The following is a 25,918-nucleotide window of genomic DNA, read 5'->3' as shown; positions in this document are numbered from 1 at the left end:
ACATGGATAAAATTTCTGCTCTAAAATTAAGGTTTATTACTCAAATGCAGCAGTAATAGGCCTTTAACGGGAGTATACTGTCAAGCTCATGCCACCAATAAAAGGTGTGGGATTGTGTGAATATGAGATTTTCACCATCTTTGATTTCTTATTTACTTAAGTCAGTGGGCAGTTGCTACTCCCACCCCTGGGAAGAAAAAACGCAAAAACTGACTTTTGGTGAGACCATAGAATCTCATTGCTATTAAGTGTGGAGCCATCAATACTCTGGCTCAAGTCCGTGGCTAATTACGCATTGCGTATCTGGTCACCAATCAGTTGATAGCTAAGAACTAATTAAACAAAAGCGGATAAGGATTTCATCATTATGGGCAAAAATGGACGCGTACCAGTTGGAATTGTTGGCGCGTCAGGCTATGGCGGAGTACAGTTAGTTCGCTTATTAATGGATCATCCAGAACTCGAACTAGTTTACTTAGGCGGTGAGAGTAGTGCAGGTAAACCCTTTGCAGATCTCTACCCCCATCTGGCTCATGCAGTTAACCTGCCAATCGAAGCGGTAGATCCAGAAATTATCGCCCAGCGCTGTGAAGCAGTATTTTTATCTTTACCAAATGGTCTGGCTTGCCAAATTACGCCAAAACTGATAGAAAAAGGGATTAAAGTACTGGATCTCAGTGCCGATTACCGATTTACAAATTTGGCAACCTATACCACTTGGTATGGTACAGAAAGAAGCGATCAAAAAATAGCAGCTTCAGCAGTCTACGGATTACCAGAACTTTATCGCGATCGCATTGCCGAAGCACAACTTGTTGGCTGTCCTGGCTGCTATCCCACAGCTAGTCTCCTAGCACTTTCACCACTCTTAAAGCAGGGCTTAATTGTGCCCGAAACCGCCATCATCGACGCTAAATCTGGTACCTCTGGCGGGGGACGACAAGCCAAAATGAATATGCTCTTAGCGGAGGCAGATAACTCCCTCGCTGCATATGGAGTTGCTCGTCATCGCCATACCCCAGAAATTGAGCAAATTTGTAGCGATTTGGCAGGACATGAGCTAACAGTCCAATTTACACCCCATCTCATTCCAATGGTGCGGGGAATTTTAGCTACTGTATATGCCACACTCCGCGATCCCGGTCTTGTCAGGGATGATATGGTAACAATTTATAATGCCTTTTACCGTAATGCTCCCTGGGTTAAAATCTGTGAAAGCGGCGTCTACCCGCAGACTAAGTGGGCAAGCGGCAGCAATCTCTGTTACATCGGTATAGAAGTTGACCCGCGTACCAGGCGCGTGATTGTGATGTCAGCAATCGATAACCTAATTAAAGGGCAAGCGGGTCAAGCGATTCAGTGTTTAAACATCATGATGGGTTGGGATGAAACCTTAGGGTTGCCTAAGTTGGGGTTTTATCCGTAATGGGGCATTGGGCATGGGGCATTGAAAAAAATTTTGGATTTTGGATTTTAGATTTTAGATTGGAATCCAAAATCGCAAATCTAAAATCTAAAATTCTCCCTGCCCCTAGCCCCTACTTCGGCCCTAAGCCAACTGTACCGGCATATAGGGCGCGATCGCCTAATTCATCTTCAATGCGCAACAGGCGATTGTATTTGGCAACTCTTTCGCTACGACATAAAGAACCTGTTTTAATTTGACCGGCACGGGTAGCAACTGCTAAATCCGCGATGGTGGTGTCTTCGGTTTCACCAGATCTATGGCTAATTACTGAGCGGAAACCGTTGCGGGTAGCGAGGTCAATTGTTTCCAAAGTCTCGGTCAAAGAACCAATTTGATTGAGTTTAATCAAAATGGCGTTGCCAGCTTTTTGTTCAATGCCTTTTTGTAAGCGGGTAGCGTTAGTTACAAATAAGTCATCACCTACCAATTGCACCTGGGAACCTAACTTCTGGGTGAGCAATTGCCAACTCTGCCAATCTTCTTCATGTAAGCCGTCTTCAATGGAGACAATGGGGTATTGGCTAACTAACTGGGCTAAATAGTCAATAAATTCTGTGGGTGCGTGGGGTTTACCATCGTAAACATACTGCCCATTTTTGTAAAATTCGCTAGCGGCTACATCTAAAGCTAAGGCTACTTGTTCTCCGGGCTTGTAACCTGCTTTCTCAATGGCAGCAACTAGCAATTCTAAGGCTACCTGATTCGATTCTAAGTTGGGTGCAAAGCCGCCTTCATCGCCTACACCAGTTAGTAAACCTTTCTCATCCAATACCTGGCTCAGGGTTGCAAATACTTCCGCACCCCAGCGCAAAGCTTCTTTGAAAGAAGAAGCGCCAACAGGGACAATCATAAACTCTTGAAAATCCACGTTGTTTGCTGCGTGGGCACCACCGTTAATCACGTTCATCAATGGTACTGGCAGCAAATTCGCTAAAGGCCCGCCCAAATAGCGATATAAGGGAATTCCCAGGGATTCAGCACCAGCTTTGGCGGCGGCGAGAGAAACTGCCAAAATTGCATTTGCACCCAAACTGGATTTATTTGCCGAACCATCGAGGGCGATCATTGTTCGGTCGAGGAGTTCTTGGTTTAGCACATCCAAGTTTAATAACTTTGGTGCCAGTACCTCCTGGACATTTTGCACTGCTTTGAGTACGCCTTTACCTCCATAACGGCTTTTATCCTGATCCCGTAGTTCGTGGGCTTCAAAAGTGCCGGTAGAGGCTCCACTAGGAACTTGTGCTAGCCCCACAGCACCGTTGAGCAAATGGACTTCGGCTTCAACTGTAGGTCTACCGCGTGAATCGAGAATTTCACGGGCAACAATTGCCTCAATGGCAGAATCAAGAATTGTACTCATGTGTGGTTGATCCTTTGTTTCCTTGTTTAGAAGTGCGTCCGTTAAGCGATCGCAAACAGTACAGTCATTTATCCAATCGCTAGCATAGGCGTTTACGTGACGCTGTAGGCTGAGATTAAAGAATATTTCCGGTGATTACGTCAACTGATTGACAATTGGGCATAGGGTATGGGGCATGGGGCATGGGGCATTGAGTGAGTTTTTCTCCCCTGCTCCCTGCTCCCTGCTCTCCTGCCTCATCCCCTTGTCCCTGGGTAGCAAATTAAAATCAGTAAAGAACTAATCAGGAGTTTAATGATGCGCTTACTTCATACAATGCTACGGGTGGGCAATCTTGAAGAGTCTTTGAAATTCTACAGTGAAGTCCTCGGAATGAAATTACTGCGACGAAAAGATTATCCAGATGGAAAATTTACTTTAGCTTTTGTCGGCTATGGCGACGAAAGTGACCATACAGTTCTCGAACTAACTTACAACTGGGGAGTGGAAAAGTATGATTTAGGTAATGCCTATGGTCATATTGCCCTTGGCGTAGATGATATTTATGGAACCTGTGAAGAAATTAAAAAACGTGGCGGTAAGGTAGTGCGGGAACCAGGCCCAATGAAGCACGGTACTACCGTAATTGCATTTGTGGAAGATCCAGATGGGTATAAGGTTGAACTGATTCAATTGGGTACTCAGGGAAGCGAGACAAAACAGGAATCACAAACATTGGTGACGCAGTAATTATCGAAAAATAATTCAGATCGCACAGTTAAGGGTGAAGCAATGCCTGGGGCTAAAAATTTATTGTCTGAGTTATCTGATTTTCAGTCAAGACTCGCAGATTCAGGCATTGCGATCGCCCATAATGATTGAGAAGTAATTTCTATTACTTCTTACTTCCACAAACAAACTCATAGCATAAATAGCTGTTTGTTCAGTAATCTCCATCTTATGGAAGTAGCAGATTTATCTGTTAACAAACTCATCTGAAAATTGATTAACAAATCCAATGTTGATTATTTTTGAGAGCCTCTTGAGTATTTTCAGCAATAGTTAGAGTCGTTGGGAAAGCTAAACTGTATGCGATAGCATGACTTATAGGAGGATCTCACAAAATAGGTAATGTGTTGCATTACAATCAATTACTAAGTTTAAATTGCAACTTCAGATACACGCTAATACATGGCAATAATGTTTCGATATTTGATATGAAGTAGGATATAGCACTTGTCATTTGCATTAAATCCACAACCCTAGTCCCTAGTCCCTAGTTTCTAGCCCCTAGCCCCTTTTCTCAGGCAGTAAATACATCGCTATATATTGCGCTTTTTGTGTGTTTATTCCTCCCTAATCGCCAATTTATTAAAGTAAAGTTCGCCACTTCATGTCAGCCCGATCAATCTGACAGTGGCTCCTAAATTTGAAATCTCCACCACAAAATTCTCAAGATGCAACCTACAGATCCGAATAAATTTACTGATAAAGCCTGGGAAGCAATTGTCAAATCTCAGGATATAGTCCGTGCTTATCAACAACAGCAGCTAGATGTTGAACATTTAATTATTGCCCTTTTAGAAGAACCTACTAGTTTAGCAATACGTATTCTCGCCCGCTCTGAGGTCGATCCGATTCGCTTACAAGAGCAACTGGAAGCTTTTACCAAAAAACAACCGAGAGTGGGTAAAAGCGATCAACTGTACTTAGGACGTAGTTTAGATGTTCTCCTCGATCGTGCTGAAGAAAATCGCGTCAGGATGAAAGATGGCTTTATTTCTGTAGAACATATATTGCTGGCTTTTGCTGAAGATGAGCGGATTGGGCGGCGACTCCTGAAAGGCTTTAATTTAGATATTAGTAAGCTAGAAGCGGTGACAAAAACTGTGCGTGGTAGTCAAAAAGTTACGGATCAAAACCCAGAGTCTCGCTATGAAGCTTTGCAAAAATTTGGCAGAGATTTGACAGAACAAGCAAAATTAGGCAAGCTTGACCCAGTAATTGGGCGCGATGATGAGATTCGCCGGGTAATTCAGGTATTATCGCGCCGTAGTAAGAATAATCCCGTATTAATTGGCGAACCGGGAGTTGGAAAAACTGCGATCGCGGAAGCTTTAGCCCAACGCATGGTAAACGGTGACGTTCCCGAATCGCTAAAAAACCGTCAGCTAATTTCTCTCGATATTGGTAGTTTAATTGCTGGTGCTAAATACCGAGGTGAATTTGAAGACCGCCTCAAAGCCGTTCTCCGGGAAGTTACGGAATCAAACGGGCAAATCGTTTTATTTATTGATGAACTGCACACTGTTGTAGGTGCGGGTTCCAATCAACAAGGGTCAATGGATGCAGGGAATTTACTTAAACCTATGCTGGCGCGGGGCGAGTTGCGCTGCATTGGGGCGACTACCTTAGATGAGTTCCGCAAACACATTGAGAAAGATGCAGCTTTAGAACGGCGGTTTCAGCAGGTATTTGTCGATCAACCCACTGTAGAAAATACAATTTCCATCTTGCGGGGGTTGAAAGAACGTTATGAAGTGCATCACAACGTCAAAATTTCTGATTCCGCTCTAGTCGCCGCAGCCACGCTGTCAGCGCGTTATATTGCTGATCGCTTTTTACCCGATAAAGCCATTGACTTAGTAGATGAAGCCGCCGCCCAGTTGAAAATGGAGATTACATCCAAACCGGCGGAATTGGAAACTATCGACCGTCGCCTGATGCAGCTAGAAATGGAAAAGCTGTCATTGGCTGGGGAAGATAAAGGTACGCCGCAAACCAAGGAACGTTTGCAGCGAATTGAAGAAGAAATTAGCACCTTGACAGTTAAACAGCAAAAATTTAACGATCAATGGCAAGGTGAAAAGCAGCTATTGGAAGCAATTAGTGCTTTAAAGAAAGAAGAAGACGCTTTACGGGTACAAATTGAGCAAGCCGAACGAGATTATGACCTAAATAAAGCTGCTCAATTGAAGTATGGCAAATTAGAAGGAGTACAGCGCGATCGCGAAGCCAAAGAAGCACAACTGTTAAAAATTCAAAGTACCGGTGCTACCCTGCTGCGAGAGCAAGTGACAGAAGCTGATATTGCCGAAATTGTCGCTAAATGGACAGGAATTCCCGTAAATCGCCTGATGGAGTCAGAGAGGCAGAAATTACTGCAACTTGAACATCATTTACATCAACGAGTTATTGGTCAACAAGAAGCGGTAACAGCCGTAGCAGCAGCGATTCGCCGTGCTAGGGCGGGAATGAAAGACCCTAATCGCCCTATTGGTTCATTTTTGTTCATGGGGCCTACAGGTGTAGGTAAAACCGAACTCGCCCGTGCTCTAGCCCAGTTTATCTTTGATTCTGATGATGCTTTAATCCGCTTGGATATGTCCGAGTATATGGAAAAGCACTCGGTTTCTCGGTTGGTAGGTGCGCCTCCAGGATATGTGGGCTATGAGGAAGGCGGTCAACTTTCCGAAGCGGTTCGTCGTCATCCCTACTCTGTCGTCTTATTGGATGAAGTCGAAAAAGCCCACCCCGATGTATTTAATATTTTATTGCAAGTATTAGATGATGGGAGAATTACTGATTCCCAAGGCAGAACAGTAGATTTTCGCAACACTGTGATTGTTATGACCAGTAACATCGGTAGCGAACACATCCTCGATGTATCTGGTGATGACTCCAAGTATGAAATGATGCAAAAGCGGGTAACAGAAGCCTTGCGATCGCACTTCCGCCCAGAATTTGTGAATCGTGTGGATGAACCTGTGATCTTCCATACCCTCAGTCGTTCAGAAATGCGGAATATCATCTATATTCAACTTAAGCGTGTAGAAAATCTCCTCAAAGAACAAAAAATCTCTTTTGAAATTTCTGCTGCTGCTTGTGACTATTTAGTAGAAACAGGTTACGATCCCGTTTATGGTGCGCGTCCTCTAAAACGAGCAATTCAGCGGGAAATTGAAAATCCTATCGCTACTAAGTTATTAGAAAATACCTTTATTTCTGGAGACACAATTGTGATTGACAAAGGTGAAACTGGATTAACTTTTAATAAAAAAGCCACAGTGAAAGTAGCAGCACAAACTACTGTTCAGTTGTTAGAACCGTCGGCTGATATTTAAGCGTTTTGTCCAAAGTCCAAAAGCGTTTGTATATGCGTAGAAATGCGCGAAGCGTTTAGTGGTGAGAGTGTTAATTTGTTCTCTACGCTCTTTGTGAACTCTGTGGTTGAAAATAATTTATCTAACCACAGAGTTTACAGAGGACACAGAGTGAAGAGATGATATTGTCAAGTCGTCACAATTCAAGGCTGAATTTCTGAGTACAAACTAATTTGCAGCTTGCAAAATATAGCGAGATAATTCACAAAATCCTTCTCCTTCTGCTGCATCAGTCACATAAGCAGGCTGATACTTTAATTTATCAATATATGCCAATACATTGGCTACACCTACAGACAAGGGAAAATAATCGCGATTAAATAAACTTTCATCATTCGGACTATCGCCGACTGTAACAACTTTTTCTAATGAATATTCCGGCCAATATTGCTGCAATATCTGTAACAATCCAGTAGCTTTATCTTGGGTTTGGGGTTTGATGTGACATTGCACGTTACTGTAAGTAAATCCCCAACTCAGATCATGGCAAAGATGGCTGAGAGTTTGGATTTCACTGGGAGTTAAACCAGCTACATCAAAAGTCCAGTCAGTGATGCGAAAGCGATTATCAGCAGATTCTTGGATTTGGGGAAATGTGGTTTGTAATTCCCGAAAAACCGCAGCTAATTGCTGACGATGGCTAGCTAAATCAGAAATTGGTGTTAAGGGAATTGAGCGATCGCTTCCAGCACGGTAAAAAAGGCCACCGTTTTCTGCTACAGCACCCACTACTGGCATTAAACTACTGATTCCACTGACCCAACCCGCAGAACGTCCAGTAACAATTAACACTTTAATTCCTGCTGTTGCTAAATTTTCTAAAGCTTGCAGCAATTGATTTGTAAATTTTCCTTGACTGGTTAAAGTACCATCCATGTCTGTAGCAACCAGTCGAATATTGTGCCAGCAAATTAAGTCAGTTTGAGACAAGGGTACGGTATTTATCAAACCTTCACCAGCCGGGTTAAGGTGTCTGTACATATACGATTTCAGAAAAGCTGTAAAAAACAGTAATAATACCGCAAAATGACAGGCTAAATTTGGGCATCCTAAACATCAGGAATGAAGTTTTTCTATTTGCTAGCTATGTCAAATTTGATATTTATGGTGGCGCAATCGCCAAAGCCTAAAAAGGCTGTGCAGGAAGTACCCGCTAATAATTCAGGAATAATACCCATATTAATTGTAGGTACTGGCGGATTAACTCTAGCATTAATTGCTGTGATTGTTTATGGCAAAATCTTGATGACTCAGCTGGAGAAAAAGCTGAAATTTGAACAATTCCGGACGCGGGAGCTAGAAAAAAAGTTTAAATTAGCACTGGATACCATTCGCAAAATGGAAACAAATCCCGATTTGGTTAACTCACGGGACTTTAACTTAGACTATCTGCGGATGCGGATGTCAGAAGAGGTATTTCATTTTGCGATCGTTAATCAAATTAAAATCAAAGTTAAAGAAAAAATTTCTCAAGCTTTGCGCCCCAATCAGTCTCAACAGGGAATGGTAGGAATTGCCAGTAATACAGGACGCCAGGTGGACGAAATTTTTGATGTTGAGTATGAAACTGGTACTCCACCTAACATTGCTAAGCGAGTACTATTTCGGATTCAGATTAGGTTAATGAAGTTACCCACACAAGCGACTTCTGCCACTATTAGTCAAATTATTGATTGTATTGAAACTTACCTAAGTCCCTCCGACGATGAAGATACTTGGCAACCAACAATTCAAGGGCGGGTTGCTCATATGCAGTGGGATCAAAAGGCTAAGCCTACTCCGCTGTTAGTACTCGAACAATCAAATGAAGGAGTGAATGTGACATTTCGTACTAGCCGCCAAGCTAATGCTCAGAAAAATTTGCAGGAGTCTGTCATTAAACAATCAGGTTCTGCTAAATAATTACTGGTACACCACAGCGTACATAAATTACCCATTTAAACCAAGGAAATGCCAACGCTGTATAGCTATTGGAATTTTGAATTTTGAATACTGCGACAAGCTCGGTACAAGTTTTGAATTTTGCGAAGTGGTATTAGGATTGTAGGGTGCAGATCTACCATTATGTATGAGTTATTTACGAGTGATGATTTCTCACCATACCTTGGGAATCACGGGTTAACAGACCATCTTCCATTTCCACAATGCGATCGGCTATATCCAAAATCCGGTTATCGTGAGTTACCAACAAAATAGAGGTTCCTTGCTCTTTGGCAAGACTCTGCATGATTTCTACCACATCACGTCCAGATTGCTTGTCTAAAGCTGCTGTGGGTTCGTCTGCTAGTACTAGGGGTGGATGGTTCACCAAAGCCCTAGCGATCGCAATCCTTTGTTTTTGACCCCCAGACAGGTTATCTGGATAGTAATTAATTCTTTCTTGTAAGCCCACTGCTTTGAGCATCGCTTCTGATTTGGCGATCGCTTGACTTTGAGCAATCTCGTCATTCAACTCTACCGCCATTTGCACGTTTTGTCTGGCGGTTAAAAAACCCAACAAATTATGCGCCTGAAAGATATAACCGATTTTGCGCCGGACTTGCACTAATTTGTTTTGGCTAGCACCATATAATTCTGTACCTAAAAACTTCAGACTACCTTCTTGTACAGACCGTAAACCACCAATTAAGCTCAGTAATGTCGTTTTTCCTGAACCTGAAGGGCCAGTCATAATTACAATTTCACCAGGATAAATTTCTAGGTTGATGTCAAACAAAATTTGTCTCTTGAGTACACCTTTACCATAGTAATGATTGAGAGTTTTAATAGCAATTACAGGCTCTGAGTTGACCATAAATTGATTACCTAGAATTTAGTTTTTTCCTAGCTATAGCTTTTGTAAAACAAATTACTACTTATTAATAATAAAATATTCTTTTTCAGATGTATTGAGCATTTATGATTATTTTATTTTTGATTTTTTAAAATATAAAAATAGTATTACTAGCTACTTAATATTATTTAGAATATGTCTGCCGGATCTGCCGATCGCAATTTACGCACAGCAATTGCTCCGGAAATAAAACACATGAATATAGTTAAAAACAGCACCAATACCGCACGGTCTAAACTCATAAATACTGGCAATAAAGTTGCTTCTCTTGCCGTTTTATACATAAACAAAGCAAAGATAAACCCTGGTAAATAACCAATCAAAGCCAATATTAGTGCTTCTTGTAAAATCACAGTTAACAAATAATTTTGTGTATATCCTATCGCCTTTAAAGTTGCATATTCAGCTAGATGATCTGCCACCTCTGTATAAAGTATTTGGTAAACAATTACAGTACCTACAATAAAACCCATAATTGTACCCAAAGTAAAAATAAAGCCGATCGCAGTACTTGTAGCCCAATAATTACGCTCAAAGTCGATAAACTCTTGTTTAGTTAAAACATTAATATCTTTAGGTATATAATTTCTTAAATCCTGAACCACAGCAGTTACATTTGTACCAGGTTTTAATTTGATTACGCCAATATCAATTAAACCCCGTTGACGGTTGCTGAATATTCTTAAGAAATTAACATCACTAGTAATGAGATTACCATCGGCTCCAAACGATGCGCCTAAAGTAAATAATCCAGCTACTTTAATTCGCCGTCGCCGTACTTCTGCGGTTACTGTTTTACCTGCATCAATATTTGCCGCAATTGGCCCGTACTCTAATCGAGAAGAACGGTCATATAAAACGACATCAGGCAATTTTAACTGTTCTAAATTTTCTTGAATTCCTGGTAAATTAAATAAGTTAACTTCCGGATTAAACCCAAATATCAGGATGCTCCGAGGGCGTCCTGTTTCCGGATTTTTCCAACTTGTATAATCTAAATATATACCATGTACTGATTGTACTGTTGGTAAATCTAAAGCTTTATATAACCGTCTTTGAGAAAAACTTTTCATCGACAGTACAGCATTAGATTGGCTATTAATTAAAATAATGTCACCCTGCAAACTTGTATGGAAGCGAACGTTACTGTAATACAAAGCATCTCGAAACCCAAGTTGCATAAACATTAAGATATCAGCAAAGCCAATACCTGCCAGAGCCACGGCTAAACGAGTTTTTTCCCTTGTTAATTGCAGCCATGATAAAGGAATTTTTTTATTGGGATTGGAAAATTGAAAAATACTATTAATTAGTTGTTTAATCATTGACCAATAATTCGTAATTCGTAATTCGTAATACCCTGCGGGAAGGCTTGCACCTACGTAATTCGTAAGTGGTTGTGCAAAATTAAATATGTATTGCGATTGCTTCGTCCATCGCAATGACAAGGGTTTGAGCTTTTCAAATGTATAATTTTGTGCCTAACTAACTAACTAATTAATTAATTCATAATTTGTAATTACCTTTTCATTTAGGGATTCATAAATGTACAATGGGCAATTTATTTAAATGCCCAGTTGAAGCCTTATTCATGACAAATGACAAATTACAAAAAGTATTAGTTATTAATTTCTACAACAACTTTTGCATAGGTTAAACCAGAAACTTTTGTACTATCTTCTGGCGTTAAGGCGACTTTTACCTCTACAACTCTGGCATCTACATCAGCCGCTGGATCTGTATTCAGCACATCTTTCTTGCCAATTTTTCTGCCAATTTCTGTGACTGTTCCCCTTAATTCAGTAGTAAAAGCTCCATTGTCACTACTAACAGTCACATTTTGACCGAGGCGCACTCTACTAATAGAATCTTCAGGTACTTCAGCAATTACAATCATTTGATCGGTTTGTCCAAGTTCAGCAATTCCCATTTGATTGATGGCTTCTCCTGACTTGGTGTGAATTTTTAATATTTCACCATTAATCGGCGCTCTAACATAGCTTAATTTGAGTTCGGCTTCGGCTTTTCTCACCATTGCGATCGCATTACTCACTTGCGCTTGCGCCATCTGCACATCAGCCGGACTAACTTCTAGTAGTCTTTTAAATTTGGCTCGTTCTTCGTCGATTTGTCTTTGTAAGGTAGCTACGGTTTTATCGCGGTTAACTTTAGCTTCTATTAATTGCTGCTGTAAGGTGGATAAAGTTTTAACCAGGTTTGCTCTCGCTTCTGCTATTTGTTGGCGTAAAGTTGCAACAGTTTGCTTGAAAGTCGCTTGGCTTTCCACTACTTGCTGATTGCTGGTGATTGCACTTAAGCGTCTTCGATCTCGTTCTTGTTGGGAAATAGCACCTTCTTTATACAACATCTCATAGCGTTGCGCATCAACTTGCGCGTTACGCTGTTCAGCTTGTATGCGGGTGAGGGTGGCTCTTAAAGTATCTTTTTGTCCGCTCAGTTCAGCTTCTAAGCGATTAATCATGGCTTGTTGAGCCATTTTTTCGCCACTTAATTGCGCCGCAATCCGTGCGATCGTGGCTTGCTGTGCGTCCCTTTCACCACGTAACTGAGCTTCTAAACGTGCAATTACAGAATTTTGGGCTTGAATATCTCTGGGTGAGCCGGCTCTTACTTGTGCTAAATTAGCACGGGATTCCTGCAATTTTGCTTTTGCTTCTTCTAGTACTGCTGTTTGGGTGTCGTGGTTATCTAAAATCGCCACTACTTGACCTTGCTTGACTTTATCGCCTTCTTGAATCAAGAGTCTTTGTATTCGCGACGCCGCTTGCATCCCCCCCATTGGCGCAGATAATTTAATTACTTCGCTTTGTGGTTCTAAATGACCAACAGCAGTAATACTGTTACTCATCGGTCTGATGGATACAGAGGAAGCTAACTTTCTTAATTGTTCGACTTTGGCTGTACCCAGTACCCCAGCAGCTATTACTATTGGTAGGGCTACAGCAATACTCCACCAAATTTTAGGTTGCTCAACTGACTGCTCCGTGAGCTTTGGCCTTTCAGTCACCCTTGACATGATATATTGCCCGCTTATCTGAATTGTGCTGATGGAAGGAAAAGCAAAGTGTAATTCGTAATACCCTTCGAGAAGCCGCTTTGCGTCTACGTAATTCGTAATTATATAATTCGCACAGAATCCAGGGTTTAAGGTGTAAATCTGTAGGCGATTTTCCAATAATTACTATTACGCTTAGTCGAATTTTTCTCTAGCGCATTAATTTTTATAGGTTTGTAGTGAGCGCTTTAGTACTTCAATGCTAAATGACTAAAGTACTGACTAAGAAAGTCATTGCTGAAGGTAGCAATTACGAATTACCAATTACCAATTATCGTGACATATTCTGTGATATTGAAAGTGTATTGTATTTGCAAAAATCTCTAGACTTTAGCAGTTTTTATCGTTGTGATAGATGCTTTGATTTTTTTGATAATCTTGTAGAGTTTGACAAAGCTGAAATTTACAGTTTCTCCGCTAAATAAACTGTATTAGCTTTAATTAACAAAGACAACTAACTTTTCTTTGATGTAGATATCCAAAGACTTAGTTGATCTAGTGTTTTTAACTTAGGTAATGAAAATTGAAAAAAATACCCCATTTGTAGGATGTGTCAGGAAATAATACATCTGCTACATTCTCAATCTCTAGGATTGACGCACCCTACGCAGTTAGGTTATTGACTGTTTTTGAATCACTCCATCAAACTTTGCTTAATTGAATTCTACATTCATCAGTTACGGGAAAACGTAACAGAACCTACAGATGGCGAATGAGGGGAATAAGGGGGATAAAGGGGACAAGTCAGGAGAATCAGGGAGGTGGAAAAAATGAACTTATGTAAAGTTATCAAACGGCTACTTTTCAATAGTATTATTTATTTTGTATCCTTAGTTACAGAAATAATTTGATATTGACCCATTAGTCATGAAACTAGATTCTCACAGACCACATTTTGCAACACAATTCAGAAGGCGGAATCTGGATGTTACCACTCACTCTTGCAGCATCAAGCGGCTACCACAGAGGCTAGCAACTTCTCGTTGGGTGAAGTTGCTGCAATTTCCCAATCCATATAGTTTTGATGAAGCGCTTTTATTGTGTCAGGTTTCGGATGATGAGTGGGTAGCCTGGATTCCCGATCATGGGGAAGTAATCCTTCATTCAGGGGAGTTTAGTTATTAGTCATTTGTCATTTGTGATTATTGCCAAAAGTCCACTACGTTATACCCTAGTTCTGCAAGCATGTGGCGCAGCAGGGGTAAGCTAAGACCGATGACGTTGCTATGACAACCAGAAATTTTTTCGACAAATAAACTACCGAAACCTTCCAGCGCAAAAGCTCCAGCACATTTGAGGGGTTCGCCTGTCGCTACGTAAGCTTGAATATCGCGATCGCTCATTTGCGCGAAGTAAACTCTAGTTACCTGACATTTAGTGACAGTGCGGTTTTGCGTCAAGTCTATTAAGGTATGCCCAGTGTACAAGTCGCCAAAATTACCTTGCATAATCTGCCAACGGGCGATCGCTTCTTGAGGGTTAGCTGGTTTACCATGAATTTGACCATTCACAGCCAAAACCGAATCACAACCCATAATCAAAGCTGATTCAAACTGGGGAATTACAGTTTCCGCTTTGCATTGCGCAAGAGTTTGCACCAAGCGATCGGGATCATCTAATTGAATTTGCGATTCATCAAAATCGCTAGGGTACACTATTGGTTCAATCCCAACACTTTGCAATAAACGTCGTCGTGCTGGCGAAGCAGAAGCAAGTACAAACTGGGGACTTGTCATACAGAATTATGAATTATCAATTATTAATGATGAATTAAAGGTGCCATTGAGGGGCTAGGGGCAGGGAGAATTTTAGATTTTAGATTTGCGATTTTGGATTCCAATCTAAAATCTAAAATCCAAAATCCAAAATTTTTTTCAATGCCCAATGCCCAATGCCCAATTACTATTTAATAAACTAAAAACGAACTTACAACCTCTTCCATAGCAGATTTCAGTTTCTGCCAACGTTTTTCGGGAATTGAAGCATTAAAAGTAAACAGTTTACCTCGACTAACAGCAACACTAGCAATGTTGTGTCGCTCTTGCTTATTTGGTAATTTCACCAAATACTCTAGGAAATAGTAAGCCTTACCATTCAATTCTCGTTCAAAAGCATTGACTAATTCCGCTGTACGACCAGAGTCTGGGGGAGCCAGAGCAGCCTTACCTAATTTATACCCAACTTCTGTTGGTGTTCCCAGTTGTGCTAAAGTTTCACCTTCAGGAACGGGGCTAATCACTACCGAGACATTTTCACTAACTTGTATTAAATCGTGGAACACTACATCAGGGCCGTTAGCAACTTTCACTTGCACCCAGCCGTTAGGATATGAGAACTCATAGCCATTCTCAGTGTTTACGAAGCTTTTAAATCCAGCCGCCGCTGCTATACCAGGATTACTTAGGCTGAAACTCAATACCAATAGCAACATTAATGCGATTCGTTTCCACATTTTTTATAAATTCCTTTGGACTGGAAGCAAAACAAAGCAAGCACAATTTCTCATTGTCCCATCAACCGGGACTCTGTTAAATAACGTCAGGTGCTAGTTATATGGTTATTTTTGGGAATGGGGGAATTAGGGGGACAAGGAGGACAAATAACCAATGAATAATGACCTTATGCTTATCAGTAATGAATTACGCTGGTTTTATCCAGGCTATATCCCAGAAAATATTCAACTTTGGTTCCAGCAAAATTGTCTAATAGACCCTTTAAAATCTCCAGAAGCACGGGAAGATGTTTATCTTTATTCGCCTGGATGTGATTATCTGGGAATTAAGCTAAGACAGGGAAGGCTAGAAGTAAAATGGCGACAAGCAGAACTTGCTGTGATGGATTTGGGCGAATTAGTTACAGGTAAGGCTGAAAAATGGGGTAAATGGCTATGTAAAGATTCTCAAGGAGAAAGTTTTCAGCCTGAGATGGTTTTAGGTAATCCTGTATGGGTGATTGTGCAGAAAGTTCGCTATTCTCAGCTTTTTCAAGTTTTCGCGGATTGTTCAGTAGCAGCTGTCGCCACGAATGAACGTATAGATAACGGTTGCAGTATAGAAATAACTAATTTGACGCTTCGAGAAAATGCTTGGTGGAGTTTGGCTTTTGAAGCTTTTGGCGAAGATAGCCGGATATTGGAGAATCTTAAAGCTACAGCCAGCCATGTATTCCAGACTTACCAATATTCCCAATTAGCGATCGCACATTCTTATGCTTATCCCCATTGGCTAGGAATAATTGCTCACTAATGGCTGATGAAAAAATTACCCTACAGGGTAATACTCTAATCTGAATCTGATGAAAACCAAAATTGAGCATCATAGCTGATTGATCCAGCTAATTTAACTTTGACTGAAATTATCCATTAACTACTGAATCTGTAAAACCACAAGTGTCATATCATCGGTGTTTTGTTTTTCATCACCGATGAATTGCTGTACTTGATCAAATAAGTAATCAACAATTTCCTCTGGGCCATCGCAATATCGACAAGCAGCGCTAAAGCTAGAAACAAAGTTTTCTTCGTCAAAGCGATCGCCACCTGCTGCTGCGGCATCAGTTAAGCCATCTGTATAATAAATCACTGTATCCCCAGGTTCTAATTGTGCCTGGGCATCTTCATATTGGCTATTGGCATCTAAACCAATTAACATTCCCAGAGTATCTAATCTGGTGACAGTTTTTGTCGCTGCGTGCCACCACAAAGGTGGATTATGGGCAGCATTACTATAAGATAAAATTCGCGTCTGCGGATTATATTCTGAGTAAAATAGCGTCACAAAGCGGTGGGAATTTTCTAAATCCGCAAACATGACTCGATTTAAATTTTGCAGAATCTTAGAAGGAGAATTACCATGCAATACTTCTCCTCTTAACATTCCCCGCATCATGGTCATAATTAACCCAGCGGGTACACCTTTACCCATCACATCCCCAATTACTAAACCCAAAGGCCCGGTTTCTAAACAACTTTTGTTATGGAGACTATTCTGATTTTGGTTTGTGGGAATAAAATCGTAATAATCTCCACCTACACGATTAGCTGGTTTACATCTTGCTGCTAATACTGCACCGGGTACAATCGGACATTGGCGGGGTAAAAGTCGCCGTTGAATTTCTGCACCAATTTCTAATTCTTGATCTAAGCGTTCTTTTTTCCTAAGTTCTACTGCTAATTCATCATTTTCAATCGCTACTGCGGTTTGATCTGCCACTAACCGGACTAATTTTTGTCTAGTTTCTGTCCAACTATATTCCGGATCGCGACTTAAAACATATAACCATCCCCTTTCTGTATGTTTTACCAAAATAGCAGTGCCAAATATTTGTACATCTGGTCCTAAATAACGATGCATTTGATCGTCTAAAATCCCTGTGGCATTAGCAAGAGGAGCAGTATTTGGCAAAAGTGTAATTTGACTGGTAGCTGTTTCTAGGGCTTTACGAATATTTTTGCGCTGTCCGCTATCTTGCCAGTGCAATTGTTCTAATCTGACTTGACCGTTAGGTTTATAGAGAAATAGGGCGCTACCATCCCCATCTGTAACTCTAGTTGCCATCAGGGGAATCAATTCCAAAAATTGATTTAAATTGTTGAAACTTCTGAGGGCAAATCCTAAAGAACTTAACAAATCCTGAATTTTGTTCTGTTCCCGGTGCAGCCTTGACACAAGTTCTTTTAGGGCTACGACTGGAGTCACATCCGTTGCAGCACTACTATTACTGTCAGTGGGTTGAGAGGGCAGTTGAGACACAGGCACAGTTTCTATTGCATTTTTAGATAGGCAAACTTTCGATTACTGATTAATCTCTTGCTTTTGGGATTGCTAAACCATATTGGGATAAGATTTATCATTTTAGCAAGAGTAGAAAGACGTACGACCGGAATTATATGAGTATTGCATTTGCTGATTTAATCTCTTACTAAAGATAGTAATTTTAAAAAATGTATTCTCACAGAGAAACTACTAGGTCAAATTCAGCAATTTCTGCCAGAGATTAGGAAAATTATGATTTTTTCATAACTTATTTACTCAGTTATATCTCTTGCGGCTGAAAAATCCTTCATCAGGAAAATAATATATTACGTTGTTGACTTGATTTATCGGGGTGAGGGGTCTGAGGGTCTAGGGGTATGAGGTACTCTCAAAAGTTATGGATACCATTGAGAATACACCGATTTCAACGATGTACATCGATACGCTTGGAGAAAATTTCCCATTCGTAATTACCTCTTGACGACAGTTTCAGACATTGCTGATGGTGGTGGGTTTATACCCTGTTTTAGTTAAGATTCATCACCCTACTTTTTAACAGTTTGCACTCAGGACAAAGTTGAGTGCAAAATCCATCGCATCAGGTCTTGACCACTAACATACTGAGAATAACTCATGACATCTAACACTAGGAGGTTATGCAGAATTTTGTAGTTTAATAAACATATTTTACAAGCTTAATTTTTCTACAGAGAATATTCATGCAGACAACAATATTTGCGACAAGCCGCTCTGAAAAATAGCACCACAGGGAGATCTACAAAGCTTTCTGGACGAAAATTATACTGTAATCTTGGAGTAACTCCTTTATTAAAGAGTTAAAAATGCAGTATTAGAGTAGAATTCTAGCAAAAGTAGTCCAATCTGTGTAAAAAAATTTTTATCCCCGGAATTAAGCTTTTTCTCATCATTTATTAAATACCTTCGCCAAAATTCGACACCTACTAAGTGTGTTAATAACCGCTTAAAAGCTATCTTTACAGACTGTAAGATTGCAACTAATGCAGGTAATATCAGTAAGTTTACTGACAAGCTTATCGCTGATAGCGGTTGAGGAAATGGGCGAAGGTATTGTGGTTAATACTTAATTTATGTAATCGCACTGATGGCAGTGATTCTCCAATTGATGACTTTTCAAAGAAAAATCTTAACTGCAAAATCCAAAATCAGCCACTTAATAGTGCTTCCACAAACTCGTAGCTAGAAAAAGGACGTAAATCTTCGATTCCTTCACCAGCACCGATAAAGCGAATTGGTAAACCTAATTGCTGCACAACAGCCAGGGCGACACCACCCTTAGCTGTACCATCCAGCTTAGTTAGTACCACACCACTAAGTTGTGCAGCTTGGGAAAATACTTCCGCTTGCCGCAATCCATTTTGACCCAAGGTAGAATCTAGCACTAAAAGTGATTCTATTTTGGCATTAGGAGCTTTTTTGTCAATAATGCGGCGAATTTTTGTCAATTCGTCCATCAAATTCTTCTTGTTTTGCAAGCGCCCAGCAGTATCAACTAAAAGTAATTCCGTATCTCTAGCTTGAGCTGCGGCGATCGCATCAAACACCACGGCAGCCGGATCAGTATTTTTACTAGGGTTAGAAATTACTTCGACACCGCTACGAGTTCCCCAAACTTTCACCTGTTCCACAGCCGCAGCCCGGAAAGTATCTGCCGCACCAATCAAGCATTTATAACCTGATTGTTGGGCAAGGTGCGCAATTTTACCAATAGTTGTGGTTTTACCTGCACCGTTAACCCCTGTAATCAACCAAATATTCAGAGTATCCTTTTCCGGAGCAAAGGCAGGTTGGTAATTTTTTTGCACGGGAGCATCCAGCATATTCCGGAGAATTTGTTTGAGATAAGCGATCGCTTCCTCTGGCGGAGTCACTTCTTCGCGCAGTTTTTTCTGTAGAGAAGTGATAATAAAATCCGTCGCTTCCACACCCACATCAGCTTGCAGCAGCAAGGCTTCGATTTCAGTGACAGCCGCTTGGTTAAGGGGCCCTTGACCAACAATTGCTTTCAGTTGGTTAAGTATATTTCGTCGGGTTTTATCTAAGCCTTGGCGTAACTTTTTCAGCCAGGTAATTTCCTCAATGGAAACATCCTCAGGACGCCTACCTTGGGCTGCTAAGATTTCTGCTGACCAAACAAACCCTTCATCAAAAGCCAGTCCAGCAAATTCTTCTGTAGTTTCTGGTGTAGTGGGGCTGGCGGTAGCTACTGGTGGTAATATTTCCGGTTCAGGTACTTCAATGGCGCTAGCGATTAACCTTTCCTGCTTCGCTTGTCGTTCCGCCGCCGCCCGTTCTAAAAATGATAAATTGGCTGGTGCTGTTGGCTGGGTTTCCTCTGGGGTAGTTACCGATGCAGTTGCTTCTGGAGTGACGATATCTGGCGGTTCTGCAATTTCTGCAATTGGTGAAGTTTTAATTGCAGAAGTAGCTGGAGTTGTTTCTTCCGTAACAGATGGTTCTTCAGCAGTTGTCTCTTCAGCAGTTATCTCTTCAGTAATGGTGGGTGCAACAGTTGCATCAACTTCTAAACTTGGTGCAGTTTCCACCACTTCAGCAGGTGCTTCTACTGCACTAGTTTGGCTAACAGTTGTTTCAACTTCTGGTGTCTCAACTTCTGCTACTACTGATTGTGCAGTTTCAATTTCCACCTCTGCTGGTGATTCTGGCTCAACTGCTTGAGATTGCTGTTTTTGCTGAATATTTTTGTAAGCAGCTTTAGCAAAAGCCAACAAATCTGCTGCTGTCTCCGGTGCAGTATCGGCTGTTGGCGTTGACAATTCGGCTGTTTCTGGTTGGGGTTCTTGGGTAGGCGGAGTTTCTCCCTGCTGTTGTTCGGCGGGAAGCTCAGAGGATTCGTTATGTTGACGGCGGAACCAATTAAAAACCATTGCAGCTAGTGAATATTAGTTGTTAATTAAGTATGAGTTACTAAGTTATGAGTGTAATTGAACTCCTGACTTTTTCCTGGTGTGAAAACCGCCAGGATCTCCTCACTCCTCACTTCTCACTCTTAACTCACAACTTAACACCCATAGGCATCAGGCAGTCTTTTTTTGTTCTGTAAATCGGCGCAGCACACCATTAATGAACCGATGACCTTCATCACCACTGTAGCGTTTAGCTAGTTCTACAGCTTCATTGATGGCGACACTATCAGGCAAGCCTAAAAATAGCATTTCTGCCACAGCAATCCGCAGAATATCCCGGTCAATTTGGGCGAGGCGAGTAACTTGCCAATCTACGAGGGCGGCGGTAATGTGTTCATCGATCGCAATGCGTTCTTCGCTGACTGTCTTCACAATCTCGATGGCGTATCTGCTGACTGTTTTATCTTGAGTCGCCAGCTGAATCAATTCGGGAAACTCTACAGCTGCACCTAGTTGATTGATAGCTGTTTGCGTATACGTGATCGCTTCTTGCAGCATTGTTCTAGCAGTATTCACATCAGAAGCACGAGTTTGACTACTTAAAATGCGATCGTGACTGCGTTGCAATTCACCAGCCGCATTATCTAAAGTATCTTGCACTTCCGATCGCAAAGTGCGCACTGCTGCTAGTACTAACTTAGGTAGTTGTTCCTCTGTCAGTTTCTTTGGGTTGACTGGTAGCTGACTAAGGCTTAACAGCGCTAATTCACGCGCCAGTTGTTGAGGTTTACGGTCTTGCATAACAGTAAGTTTGGATGAATTATTGTTAGTGGTCAGTGATCAGTTGTCAGTGGTCAGTTGTCAGTTGTTAGTTATCAACAAGGTAATAGAAAATAGTAATTTTTCTTTCTTGTATTCCTTTATCTGTCAGCTTCTAGCCCCTAGCTCCTATTTTCAAGCTAGTTCTTCATGCCAGGTTTTGGACAATCAAGCATAAAAATCTATTTTTCCCATGCCCTATGCTCCATGCCCTATACCCATTTTCAAGCTAGTCAGTAGATTTTCGCACGATCAGACAACTATATTATCTACTTGCTGGTAACTTTATCCGAATGATTTATATTTTCTACCATAGGGATGACCTGGGAGCTGGTTTCTAGAGTTGGTGACAGGGTGTTAGGAGCAACAATCCCGCCAGAAACGACGATTTTAAAAGCATCTTCAATCGACATTGACAGGTTAACTACCTCATCTTCAGGAACTATTGCGTACCATCCTGTGGTGGGGTTGGGTGTAGTTGGGATAAAAACGCTCAACATCGGGCGAGACATTTGGGCTTGAATCTCATTACTGATGACACCTGTGACAAATGCGATCGCCCATATTCCTCGCCTGGGATACTCTAGCAAAACTACCCGGCGAAATTTACCCGGAGAATCTTTAAGTAGGGTTTCTAAAAGCTGCTTTAACGTTTTGTATACCTGTCCGGCTAAGGGAATTGCCTGCAAAACCTGCTCGCCAAAATCCAGCAACCACCGCCCCACAATATTCCGAGCCATCAAGCCAATCAACAGAATACTTAATAGTGGTACAGCTAATCCTACTGCTAAATTCAGTATATTTACTAATATAGGATGCAACCCCTCAAAGGGATTCAGTTGTTTGGGAACTTGGGTGAGAAAGTTGATTACCCAACTAGCAATAGTAATAGTCAGCCAGATTGTAGTTGCTAGCGGAATTACAACCAACAGTCCAGCAATCAGGTCATTTTTTAAGTCCTGTTTTAAGCGATTAAGTGCCAAACCCTTATTCTCCTTTTTTAGGCTCGTCAAATATATTTGTTAACCAAAGGAGACATTACTTGAAGCACAAGCTACTGCAAATAGCTGTCTCCACTGTCAGCTGAGCCACAGCTGCGAACATAGGCGTTCCTGCGCCGGAAATCCAGATTTTTTCTGCCATCACATGGGCTTATCAGCCGCTAGATGGATAAAATGCAACTTTACATGGATTTGGTGTAACTACTAACCGAAATTACAGCTATTCATCTCAGATGATGTTACTTTTCTTTATCAGACTTGTAAATGATTGTTGCAAGTATTGCGATCATACTAATATTAACGTGCATCAGCATTACTGGACTGATGTTGCTAAAATTCTTTGCAGATAGTCTTAAGAGCAATTTTTGCTCCTGACAAACTACAATTAAGCTCAAACTATTTTCTGATAAAAACCTGTAAAAATATTAAGTTAACTTAACCACGAAGAACTGCTCAGTTTCGCAGCTGAGACTGTCAATTCTTACAATATGCCTGTATGAGCCGCAAAAAGAAGATAACGGAGAAACAACTTTCTCTTCAAATAGCTTTTTAGCTGAAATTTATTGAAGTTGCATCAGCTTGTGTATTGGTTTGTGAAACCAAAGACTGTGTATCTAGACTAGTTACGGGTAGATGTTTCATTTCCCAAACTTTGAGTAAAATTAAATACTCATAAAATGCCTGTAATGTACACCAAGCAAGACCAGCGCGTCCATCTAAAAAGCCACCTAATAAAAAATACATATAGAAGAAGCGGATCAATGGTCTAGCAGGTAACCGTAAAGATAAATCTTTTAAGGCGCGCCGTTTTTCTACTTCTGACTTACCAAAAAACAAATCTCGCCAGTTAACATTACCCTCTTCTATTTGATGCAATGTTTCTGCCGCTTCATCTGTAGAATAACGGTTATGCTTTTCAATCCAACGGCTCAAACCTTTGCTACAGGTGTAATGGGGATAAGTTGACTTTAAAAAGTTGGTTGCACCGTTACATACTTCTCTCTCAGTATGTCCGTAGTCTGTAAACCAGACTTGACCGTGACGAAACAGGCGCATTTGGTAACGTGGATATTGGGTACTGTAGCGAATCCAATGATTCATGAACATGACACGTTCAGCAACATAGTAGCCAATGTAATCTGATTGCTGAATAGCTTGTTCGCATTCTGCAAACAATTCTGGTGTCATCCGTTCATCAGCTTCTAAAATATAAACCCATTCATACTTTGGCGGAATAGATTCTAGCATCCAAGTACGTTGCCGTCCGTGGCTCTCAAAAGCATGTTGCACAACCCGAATCGGATAACGATTGGCGATTTCTACAGTGCGATCGCTACTGCATGAGTCTACAACAATAATGTCATCTGATAACATCGCTGACTCTATACATGCAGCAATATCCAATTCTTCGTTATATGTGAGTATGTAAATTGAGAACATGCCAAACTCTAAATAAAAATTATTTGTTCAAGCTAATATATTGGTTAATTACTCGTAGCTTAATTTCACCAGTTCACAGATTGCTTTATAAACTGCCCATTCCGGCTTTTATTCATCAAGTTAAAGTCAGTGTAATACCAATTCTCTACAATTTAGCCCTGGGATTATATGGGATTTTGTAATTATGAATTGGTATTAGACTTGCGACTAATTTTGTAATTACGAATTACGAATTACTTAACGTGGTGCAGGAGTTTTGCGGGGGCCACTTTGTAAAGTACCCATTCCCTTTAATCCTGTCCAACCGATGATTATGTAACCAATTGATAACAGCAAACTGCTAATTCCAGTTCGCAATCCTGATTTCCAAGCATTGTCTTTAGCTTGTTTTTCAGCTTCTTCCTTACGTTGGCGGACTTGGCTGATTTGTTGGGTACGTAGTCCCTCAATATCTGTTTGTTGTTCAATAGCTTTGTCTAGTTCTTTTGGATCTGCTTTCGCTTTTCGGAGTACCTCTTTTATAGCTGGGGGAACTTGAGGACTAGCTAGTGCTTGCTTGTATTTTTGCTCATCTTTAAGTATTTCAGTTAACTGAGCTTTGGTTTGATTTCGCGCTTGTTGTAATTGAGCTTTTCCTTGCTCTGTATTCAGTTGTGCTTGCAATTGCGATAATTGATTATTTAGTTGCTTTTCTGCCTGTTCTGCATCTTCATTAATTTTAGTGACTGTTTGATTTTTCGCTTGATTTACATTATTAAGATGCAGGGGAAAAATTAGCAGGAACATCAACCCCAAAACACTTGCTAGTACTAGGGATGGAAATCTTAAATCTAAACTTGGTGGGCGATCGCTATCCGCACTCTCAATCCAATGTCCAGCAAACAGTATCCCTAATCCTACCAAAGGCACAATCCCTCGATCTACAAGATTTGTTGCCAAACCGATTTGCCAAGCTCTATCAGTTGGTAGAAAGGGGAACAACAGCAGCAAAAAGTCTAACAAAAAGGACAAAATTAAAACTATGCCCACTACTTTTAATGTGAGGGCAGTGCTAACAGAAGTAAAACGGTTCACCATAGTTGTTCGGTCTTTTGATAAATCAGAGTGATTGTCCTATATCAAGTTACTTGAATATTGTTCCCATAACCTTACTGTTATATGGCAACAAAAGGCAGATGCAACAAAATTACAGAATGGCAACGTTTAACGATCCATTCCATATCAGACTGCAAAGAAAACCCTCTACTGTAATTAAATTGTCAGTAGCTTAGAGTTTTCTGCCTTTGAGGATGAAACTACACCACAGTAGCATCTGTCATCTTGGGTGTCCTCAGAATTTACTTAGTGTTTTAATAAACCCATAAATTAGCTAAAAAACCAGATACAACGTCTCCGTATTGCCAAATAAGTATAATTATTTACCATAAACTCACCTTTCTGCTGCAATAATTTGTTCCCAGATTGGTAAATCTTCTGGATAGTCAACATCACTCAAAGCAGGTAGGTAAATCTTGGATAAGTTAAGTTTTTCAGCAATGTTAACAGTTTGTTGTAATACTTGCGGGGTTCCCCAATCGATATTAGCGAATAAATTCGGTATTAGTTGACGCAAACCAATCAAGTAATAGCCACCATCAATTGCTGGGCCGATAACTAGATCGAAGCTGCGAATTTGCTCAAAAGCCTTTGTTAGTAGCTGAGAATTTACCCCAGGACAATCTGTACCGATAATTATGACTTGTTCCCTACCAGATTGAAAAGCATCACTAAGCGATCGCGCCAAGCGATCGCCTAAATCTCCTTCTCCTTGAGACTGGTAAACCAAATCCAAACCTAACCAATCTTGCATTAATTGTAAATTGCCCCCAGCAAAACGCACCTCGCAAGATACTTCCGCTATTTTTTGCAATTCTTTAACTTGAGATACTGTGTATTCAGTCATCTGCTTTTGTAAATCAGCAGCACCCACATCGCCTAAAGCAGGTATCATTCGGGTTTTCGTCTTCCCCGGTTCTGGATAGCGAGTAAAAACTATCAGGTGTTGTTTAAAGCTACCTGGTGATTTCAGCACAGAAGAGTCCATAGTCAACAGTCCACAGTCAACCGTCAACATTATAAA

The 25,918-nt window shown here is 40.8% G+C and carries 21 protein-coding genes; 7 read left to right on the top strand and 14 right to left on the bottom strand.

Annotated features, from left to right (window positions below):
* The first annotated feature begins 367 nt into the window (after positions 1-367).
* Complete coding sequence (gene argC, locus H6G41_RS26865; protein ID WP_190750333.1) at positions 368-1,426, top strand: N-acetyl-gamma-glutamyl-phosphate reductase; 1,059 nt, start codon at positions 368-370, stop codon at positions 1,424-1,426.
* Positions 1,427-1,538: 112 nt separating this feature from the next.
* Here argC and eno read toward each other — a convergent pair whose 3' ends face one another.
* Positions 1,539-2,828 carry a phosphopyruvate hydratase gene (gene eno, locus H6G41_RS26860; RefSeq protein ID WP_190750331.1) on the bottom strand — a complete coding sequence of 430 codons (1,290 nt, stop codon included), beginning with the start codon at positions 2,826-2,828 and terminating at the stop codon, positions 1,539-1,541.
* 297 nt (positions 2,829-3,125) lie between these two features.
* Between eno and gloA the strand changes: the two genes are divergently transcribed.
* A complete protein-coding gene (gene gloA, locus H6G41_RS26855) occupies positions 3,126-3,557 on the top strand; it encodes a lactoylglutathione lyase (RefSeq protein WP_190750350.1) in 432 nt (143 codons plus the stop codon).
* A gap of 707 nt (positions 3,558-4,264) precedes the next feature.
* A complete protein-coding gene (clpB, locus tag H6G41_RS26850) occupies positions 4,265-6,931 on the top strand; it encodes an ATP-dependent chaperone ClpB (protein ID WP_190750328.1) in 2,667 nt (888 codons plus the stop codon).
* A 207-nt stretch (positions 6,932-7,138) separates the two neighbouring features.
* Here clpB and H6G41_RS26845 read toward each other — a convergent pair whose 3' ends face one another.
* On the bottom strand, positions 7,139-7,951 hold the full coding sequence (locus H6G41_RS26845; RefSeq protein WP_190750326.1) for an HAD family hydrolase: 813 nt from the start codon (positions 7,949-7,951) through the stop codon (positions 7,139-7,141).
* 105 nt (positions 7,952-8,056) lie between these two features.
* Here H6G41_RS26845 and H6G41_RS26840 point away from each other — a divergent pair, with 105 nt between their 5' ends.
* Positions 8,057-8,872: a hypothetical protein gene (locus H6G41_RS26840; RefSeq protein ID WP_190750324.1), complete on the top strand. Its 816-nt coding sequence runs from the start codon at positions 8,057-8,059 to the stop codon at positions 8,870-8,872.
* Between the two features lie 175 nt (positions 8,873-9,047).
* On the opposite strand, the gene H6G41_RS26835 is transcribed toward H6G41_RS26840, so the two are convergent.
* The 3 genes from H6G41_RS26835 to H6G41_RS26825 all read right to left on the bottom strand — a co-directional run bounded on the left by H6G41_RS26835 (position 9,048) and on the right by H6G41_RS26825 (position 12,840).
* Positions 9,048-9,764, bottom strand: a complete 717-nt coding sequence (locus H6G41_RS26835) for a DevA family ABC transporter ATP-binding protein (protein ID WP_190750322.1) — start codon at positions 9,762-9,764, stop codon at positions 9,048-9,050.
* 167 nt (positions 9,765-9,931) lie between these two features.
* Complete coding sequence (devC, locus tag H6G41_RS26830) at positions 9,932-11,128, bottom strand: ABC transporter permease DevC (protein WP_190750320.1); 1,197 nt, start codon at positions 11,126-11,128, stop codon at positions 9,932-9,934.
* Positions 11,129-11,421: 293 nt separating this feature from the next.
* Positions 11,422-12,840 carry an HlyD family efflux transporter periplasmic adaptor subunit gene (locus H6G41_RS26825; RefSeq protein WP_190750318.1) on the bottom strand — a complete coding sequence of 473 codons (1,419 nt, stop codon included), beginning with the start codon at positions 12,838-12,840 and terminating at the stop codon, positions 11,422-11,424.
* Between the two features lie 245 nt (positions 12,841-13,085).
* On the opposite strand from H6G41_RS26825, the gene H6G41_RS26820 reads away from it, so the two are divergent.
* Together H6G41_RS26820 and H6G41_RS26815 are read left to right on the top strand one after the other, a co-directional pair.
* Positions 13,086-13,304, top strand: coding sequence for a hypothetical protein (locus H6G41_RS26820; RefSeq protein ID WP_190750316.1), 219 nt, complete (start codon positions 13,086-13,088; stop codon positions 13,302-13,304).
* Positions 13,305-13,746: 442 nt separating this feature from the next.
* Entirely contained in the window at positions 13,747-14,004 is a 258-nt protein-coding gene (locus tag H6G41_RS26815) for a hypothetical protein (RefSeq protein WP_096644543.1), read from the top strand.
* A gap of 17 nt (positions 14,005-14,021) precedes the next feature.
* Here the strand turns inward: H6G41_RS26815 and H6G41_RS26810 are convergent, their stop codons facing one another.
* Complete coding sequence (locus tag H6G41_RS26810) at positions 14,022-14,615, bottom strand: nucleoside triphosphate pyrophosphatase (RefSeq protein WP_190750314.1); 594 nt, start codon at positions 14,613-14,615, stop codon at positions 14,022-14,024.
* A 170-nt stretch (positions 14,616-14,785) separates the two neighbouring features.
* Positions 14,786-15,331: a photosystem II reaction center PsbP gene (gene psbP / locus H6G41_RS26805; RefSeq protein WP_190750312.1), complete on the bottom strand. Its 546-nt coding sequence runs from the start codon at positions 15,329-15,331 to the stop codon at positions 14,786-14,788.
* A 154-nt stretch (positions 15,332-15,485) separates the two neighbouring features.
* Here psbP and H6G41_RS26800 point away from each other — a divergent pair, with 154 nt between their 5' ends.
* Entirely contained in the window at positions 15,486-16,124 is a 639-nt protein-coding gene (locus H6G41_RS26800; protein WP_306790451.1) for a hypothetical protein, read from the top strand.
* 120 nt (positions 16,125-16,244) lie between these two features.
* On the opposite strand, the gene H6G41_RS26795 is transcribed toward H6G41_RS26800, so the two are convergent.
* From H6G41_RS26795 to H6G41_RS26765, 7 genes are all read right to left on the bottom strand, one after another.
* Entirely contained in the window at positions 16,245-17,636 is a 1,392-nt protein-coding gene (locus H6G41_RS26795) for a SpoIIE family protein phosphatase (protein ID WP_190750310.1), read from the bottom strand.
* 1,181 nt (positions 17,637-18,817) lie between these two features.
* Positions 18,818-20,560, bottom strand: a complete 1,743-nt coding sequence (ftsY, locus tag H6G41_RS26790; RefSeq protein WP_190750308.1) for a signal recognition particle-docking protein FtsY — start codon at positions 20,558-20,560, stop codon at positions 18,818-18,820.
* 150 nt (positions 20,561-20,710) lie between these two features.
* Positions 20,711-21,340 (bottom strand): transcription antitermination factor NusB, encoded by a 630-nt coding sequence (gene nusB, locus H6G41_RS26785; protein WP_190750306.1) that lies wholly within the window; start codon positions 21,338-21,340, stop codon positions 20,711-20,713.
* Between the two features lie 287 nt (positions 21,341-21,627).
* Positions 21,628-22,377 (bottom strand): DUF502 domain-containing protein, encoded by a 750-nt coding sequence (locus H6G41_RS26780; RefSeq protein ID WP_190750347.1) that lies wholly within the window; start codon positions 22,375-22,377, stop codon positions 21,628-21,630.
* A gap of 531 nt (positions 22,378-22,908) precedes the next feature.
* Entirely contained in the window at positions 22,909-23,799 is an 891-nt protein-coding gene (locus tag H6G41_RS26775) for a glycosyltransferase family 2 protein (RefSeq protein WP_190750304.1), read from the bottom strand.
* A 237-nt stretch (positions 23,800-24,036) separates the two neighbouring features.
* Positions 24,037-24,876 (bottom strand): HpsJ family protein, encoded by an 840-nt coding sequence (locus H6G41_RS26770; protein WP_190750302.1) that lies wholly within the window; start codon positions 24,874-24,876, stop codon positions 24,037-24,039.
* A gap of 352 nt (positions 24,877-25,228) precedes the next feature.
* On the bottom strand, positions 25,229-25,882 hold the full coding sequence (locus H6G41_RS26765) for a TIGR04282 family arsenosugar biosynthesis glycosyltransferase (protein WP_199316329.1): 654 nt from the start codon (positions 25,880-25,882) through the stop codon (positions 25,229-25,231).
* Positions 25,883-25,918: the final 36 nt, after the last annotated feature.

Source organism: Tolypothrix sp. FACHB-123 (assembly GCF_014697075.1).
GTDB lineage: Bacteria > Cyanobacteriota > Cyanobacteriia > Cyanobacteriales > Nostocaceae > Aulosira.
This window is presented reverse-complemented; position numbering and strand designations above follow the sequence as displayed.

What these genes read in the sequence shown, in the direction of transcription:
- argC (WP_190750333.1), top strand. Translation starts at nt 368, where the DNA reads ATGGGCAAAAATGGACGCGTACCAGTTGGAATTGTTGGCGCGTCAGGC.
- eno (WP_190750331.1), bottom strand. Translation starts at nt 2,828, where the DNA reads ATGAGTACAATTCTTGATTCTGCCATTGAGGCAATTGTTGCCCGTGAA.
- H6G41_RS26800 (WP_306790451.1), top strand. Translation starts at nt 15,486, where the DNA reads ATGAATAATGACCTTATGCTTATCAGTAATGAATTACGCTGGTTTTAT.
- H6G41_RS26765 (WP_199316329.1), bottom strand. Translation starts at nt 25,882, where the DNA reads ATGGACTCTTCTGTGCTGAAATCACCAGGTAGCTTTAAACAACACCTG.
- H6G41_RS26810 (WP_190750314.1), bottom strand. Translation starts at nt 14,615, where the DNA reads ATGACAAGTCCCCAGTTTGTACTTGCTTCTGCTTCGCCAGCACGACGA.
- clpB (WP_190750328.1), top strand. Translation starts at nt 4,265, where the DNA reads ATGCAACCTACAGATCCGAATAAATTTACTGATAAAGCCTGGGAAGCA.
- gloA (WP_190750350.1), top strand. Translation starts at nt 3,126, where the DNA reads ATGCGCTTACTTCATACAATGCTACGGGTGGGCAATCTTGAAGAGTCT.
- H6G41_RS26835 (WP_190750322.1), bottom strand. Translation starts at nt 9,764, where the DNA reads ATGGTCAACTCAGAGCCTGTAATTGCTATTAAAACTCTCAATCATTAC.
- H6G41_RS26840 (WP_190750324.1), top strand. Translation starts at nt 8,057, where the DNA reads ATGTCAAATTTGATATTTATGGTGGCGCAATCGCCAAAGCCTAAAAAG.
- H6G41_RS26825 (WP_190750318.1), bottom strand. Translation starts at nt 12,840, where the DNA reads ATGTCAAGGGTGACTGAAAGGCCAAAGCTCACGGAGCAGTCAGTTGAG.
- devC (WP_190750320.1), bottom strand. Translation starts at nt 11,128, where the DNA reads ATGATTAAACAACTAATTAATAGTATTTTTCAATTTTCCAATCCCAAT.
- psbP (WP_190750312.1), bottom strand. Translation starts at nt 15,331, where the DNA reads ATGTGGAAACGAATCGCATTAATGTTGCTATTGGTATTGAGTTTCAGC.
- H6G41_RS26820 (WP_190750316.1), top strand. Translation starts at nt 13,086, where the DNA reads ATGACTAAAGTACTGACTAAGAAAGTCATTGCTGAAGGTAGCAATTAC.
- H6G41_RS26770 (WP_190750302.1), bottom strand. Translation starts at nt 24,876, where the DNA reads ATGGTGAACCGTTTTACTTCTGTTAGCACTGCCCTCACATTAAAAGTA.
- H6G41_RS26775 (WP_190750304.1), bottom strand. Translation starts at nt 23,799, where the DNA reads ATGTTCTCAATTTACATACTCACATATAACGAAGAATTGGATATTGCT.
- H6G41_RS26845 (WP_190750326.1), bottom strand. Translation starts at nt 7,951, where the DNA reads ATGTACAGACACCTTAACCCGGCTGGTGAAGGTTTGATAAATACCGTA.
- nusB (WP_190750306.1), bottom strand. Translation starts at nt 21,340, where the DNA reads ATGCAAGACCGTAAACCTCAACAACTGGCGCGTGAATTAGCGCTGTTA.
- ftsY (WP_190750308.1), bottom strand. Translation starts at nt 20,560, where the DNA reads ATGGTTTTTAATTGGTTCCGCCGTCAACATAACGAATCCTCTGAGCTT.
- H6G41_RS26815 (WP_096644543.1), top strand. Translation starts at nt 13,747, where the DNA reads ATGAAACTAGATTCTCACAGACCACATTTTGCAACACAATTCAGAAGG.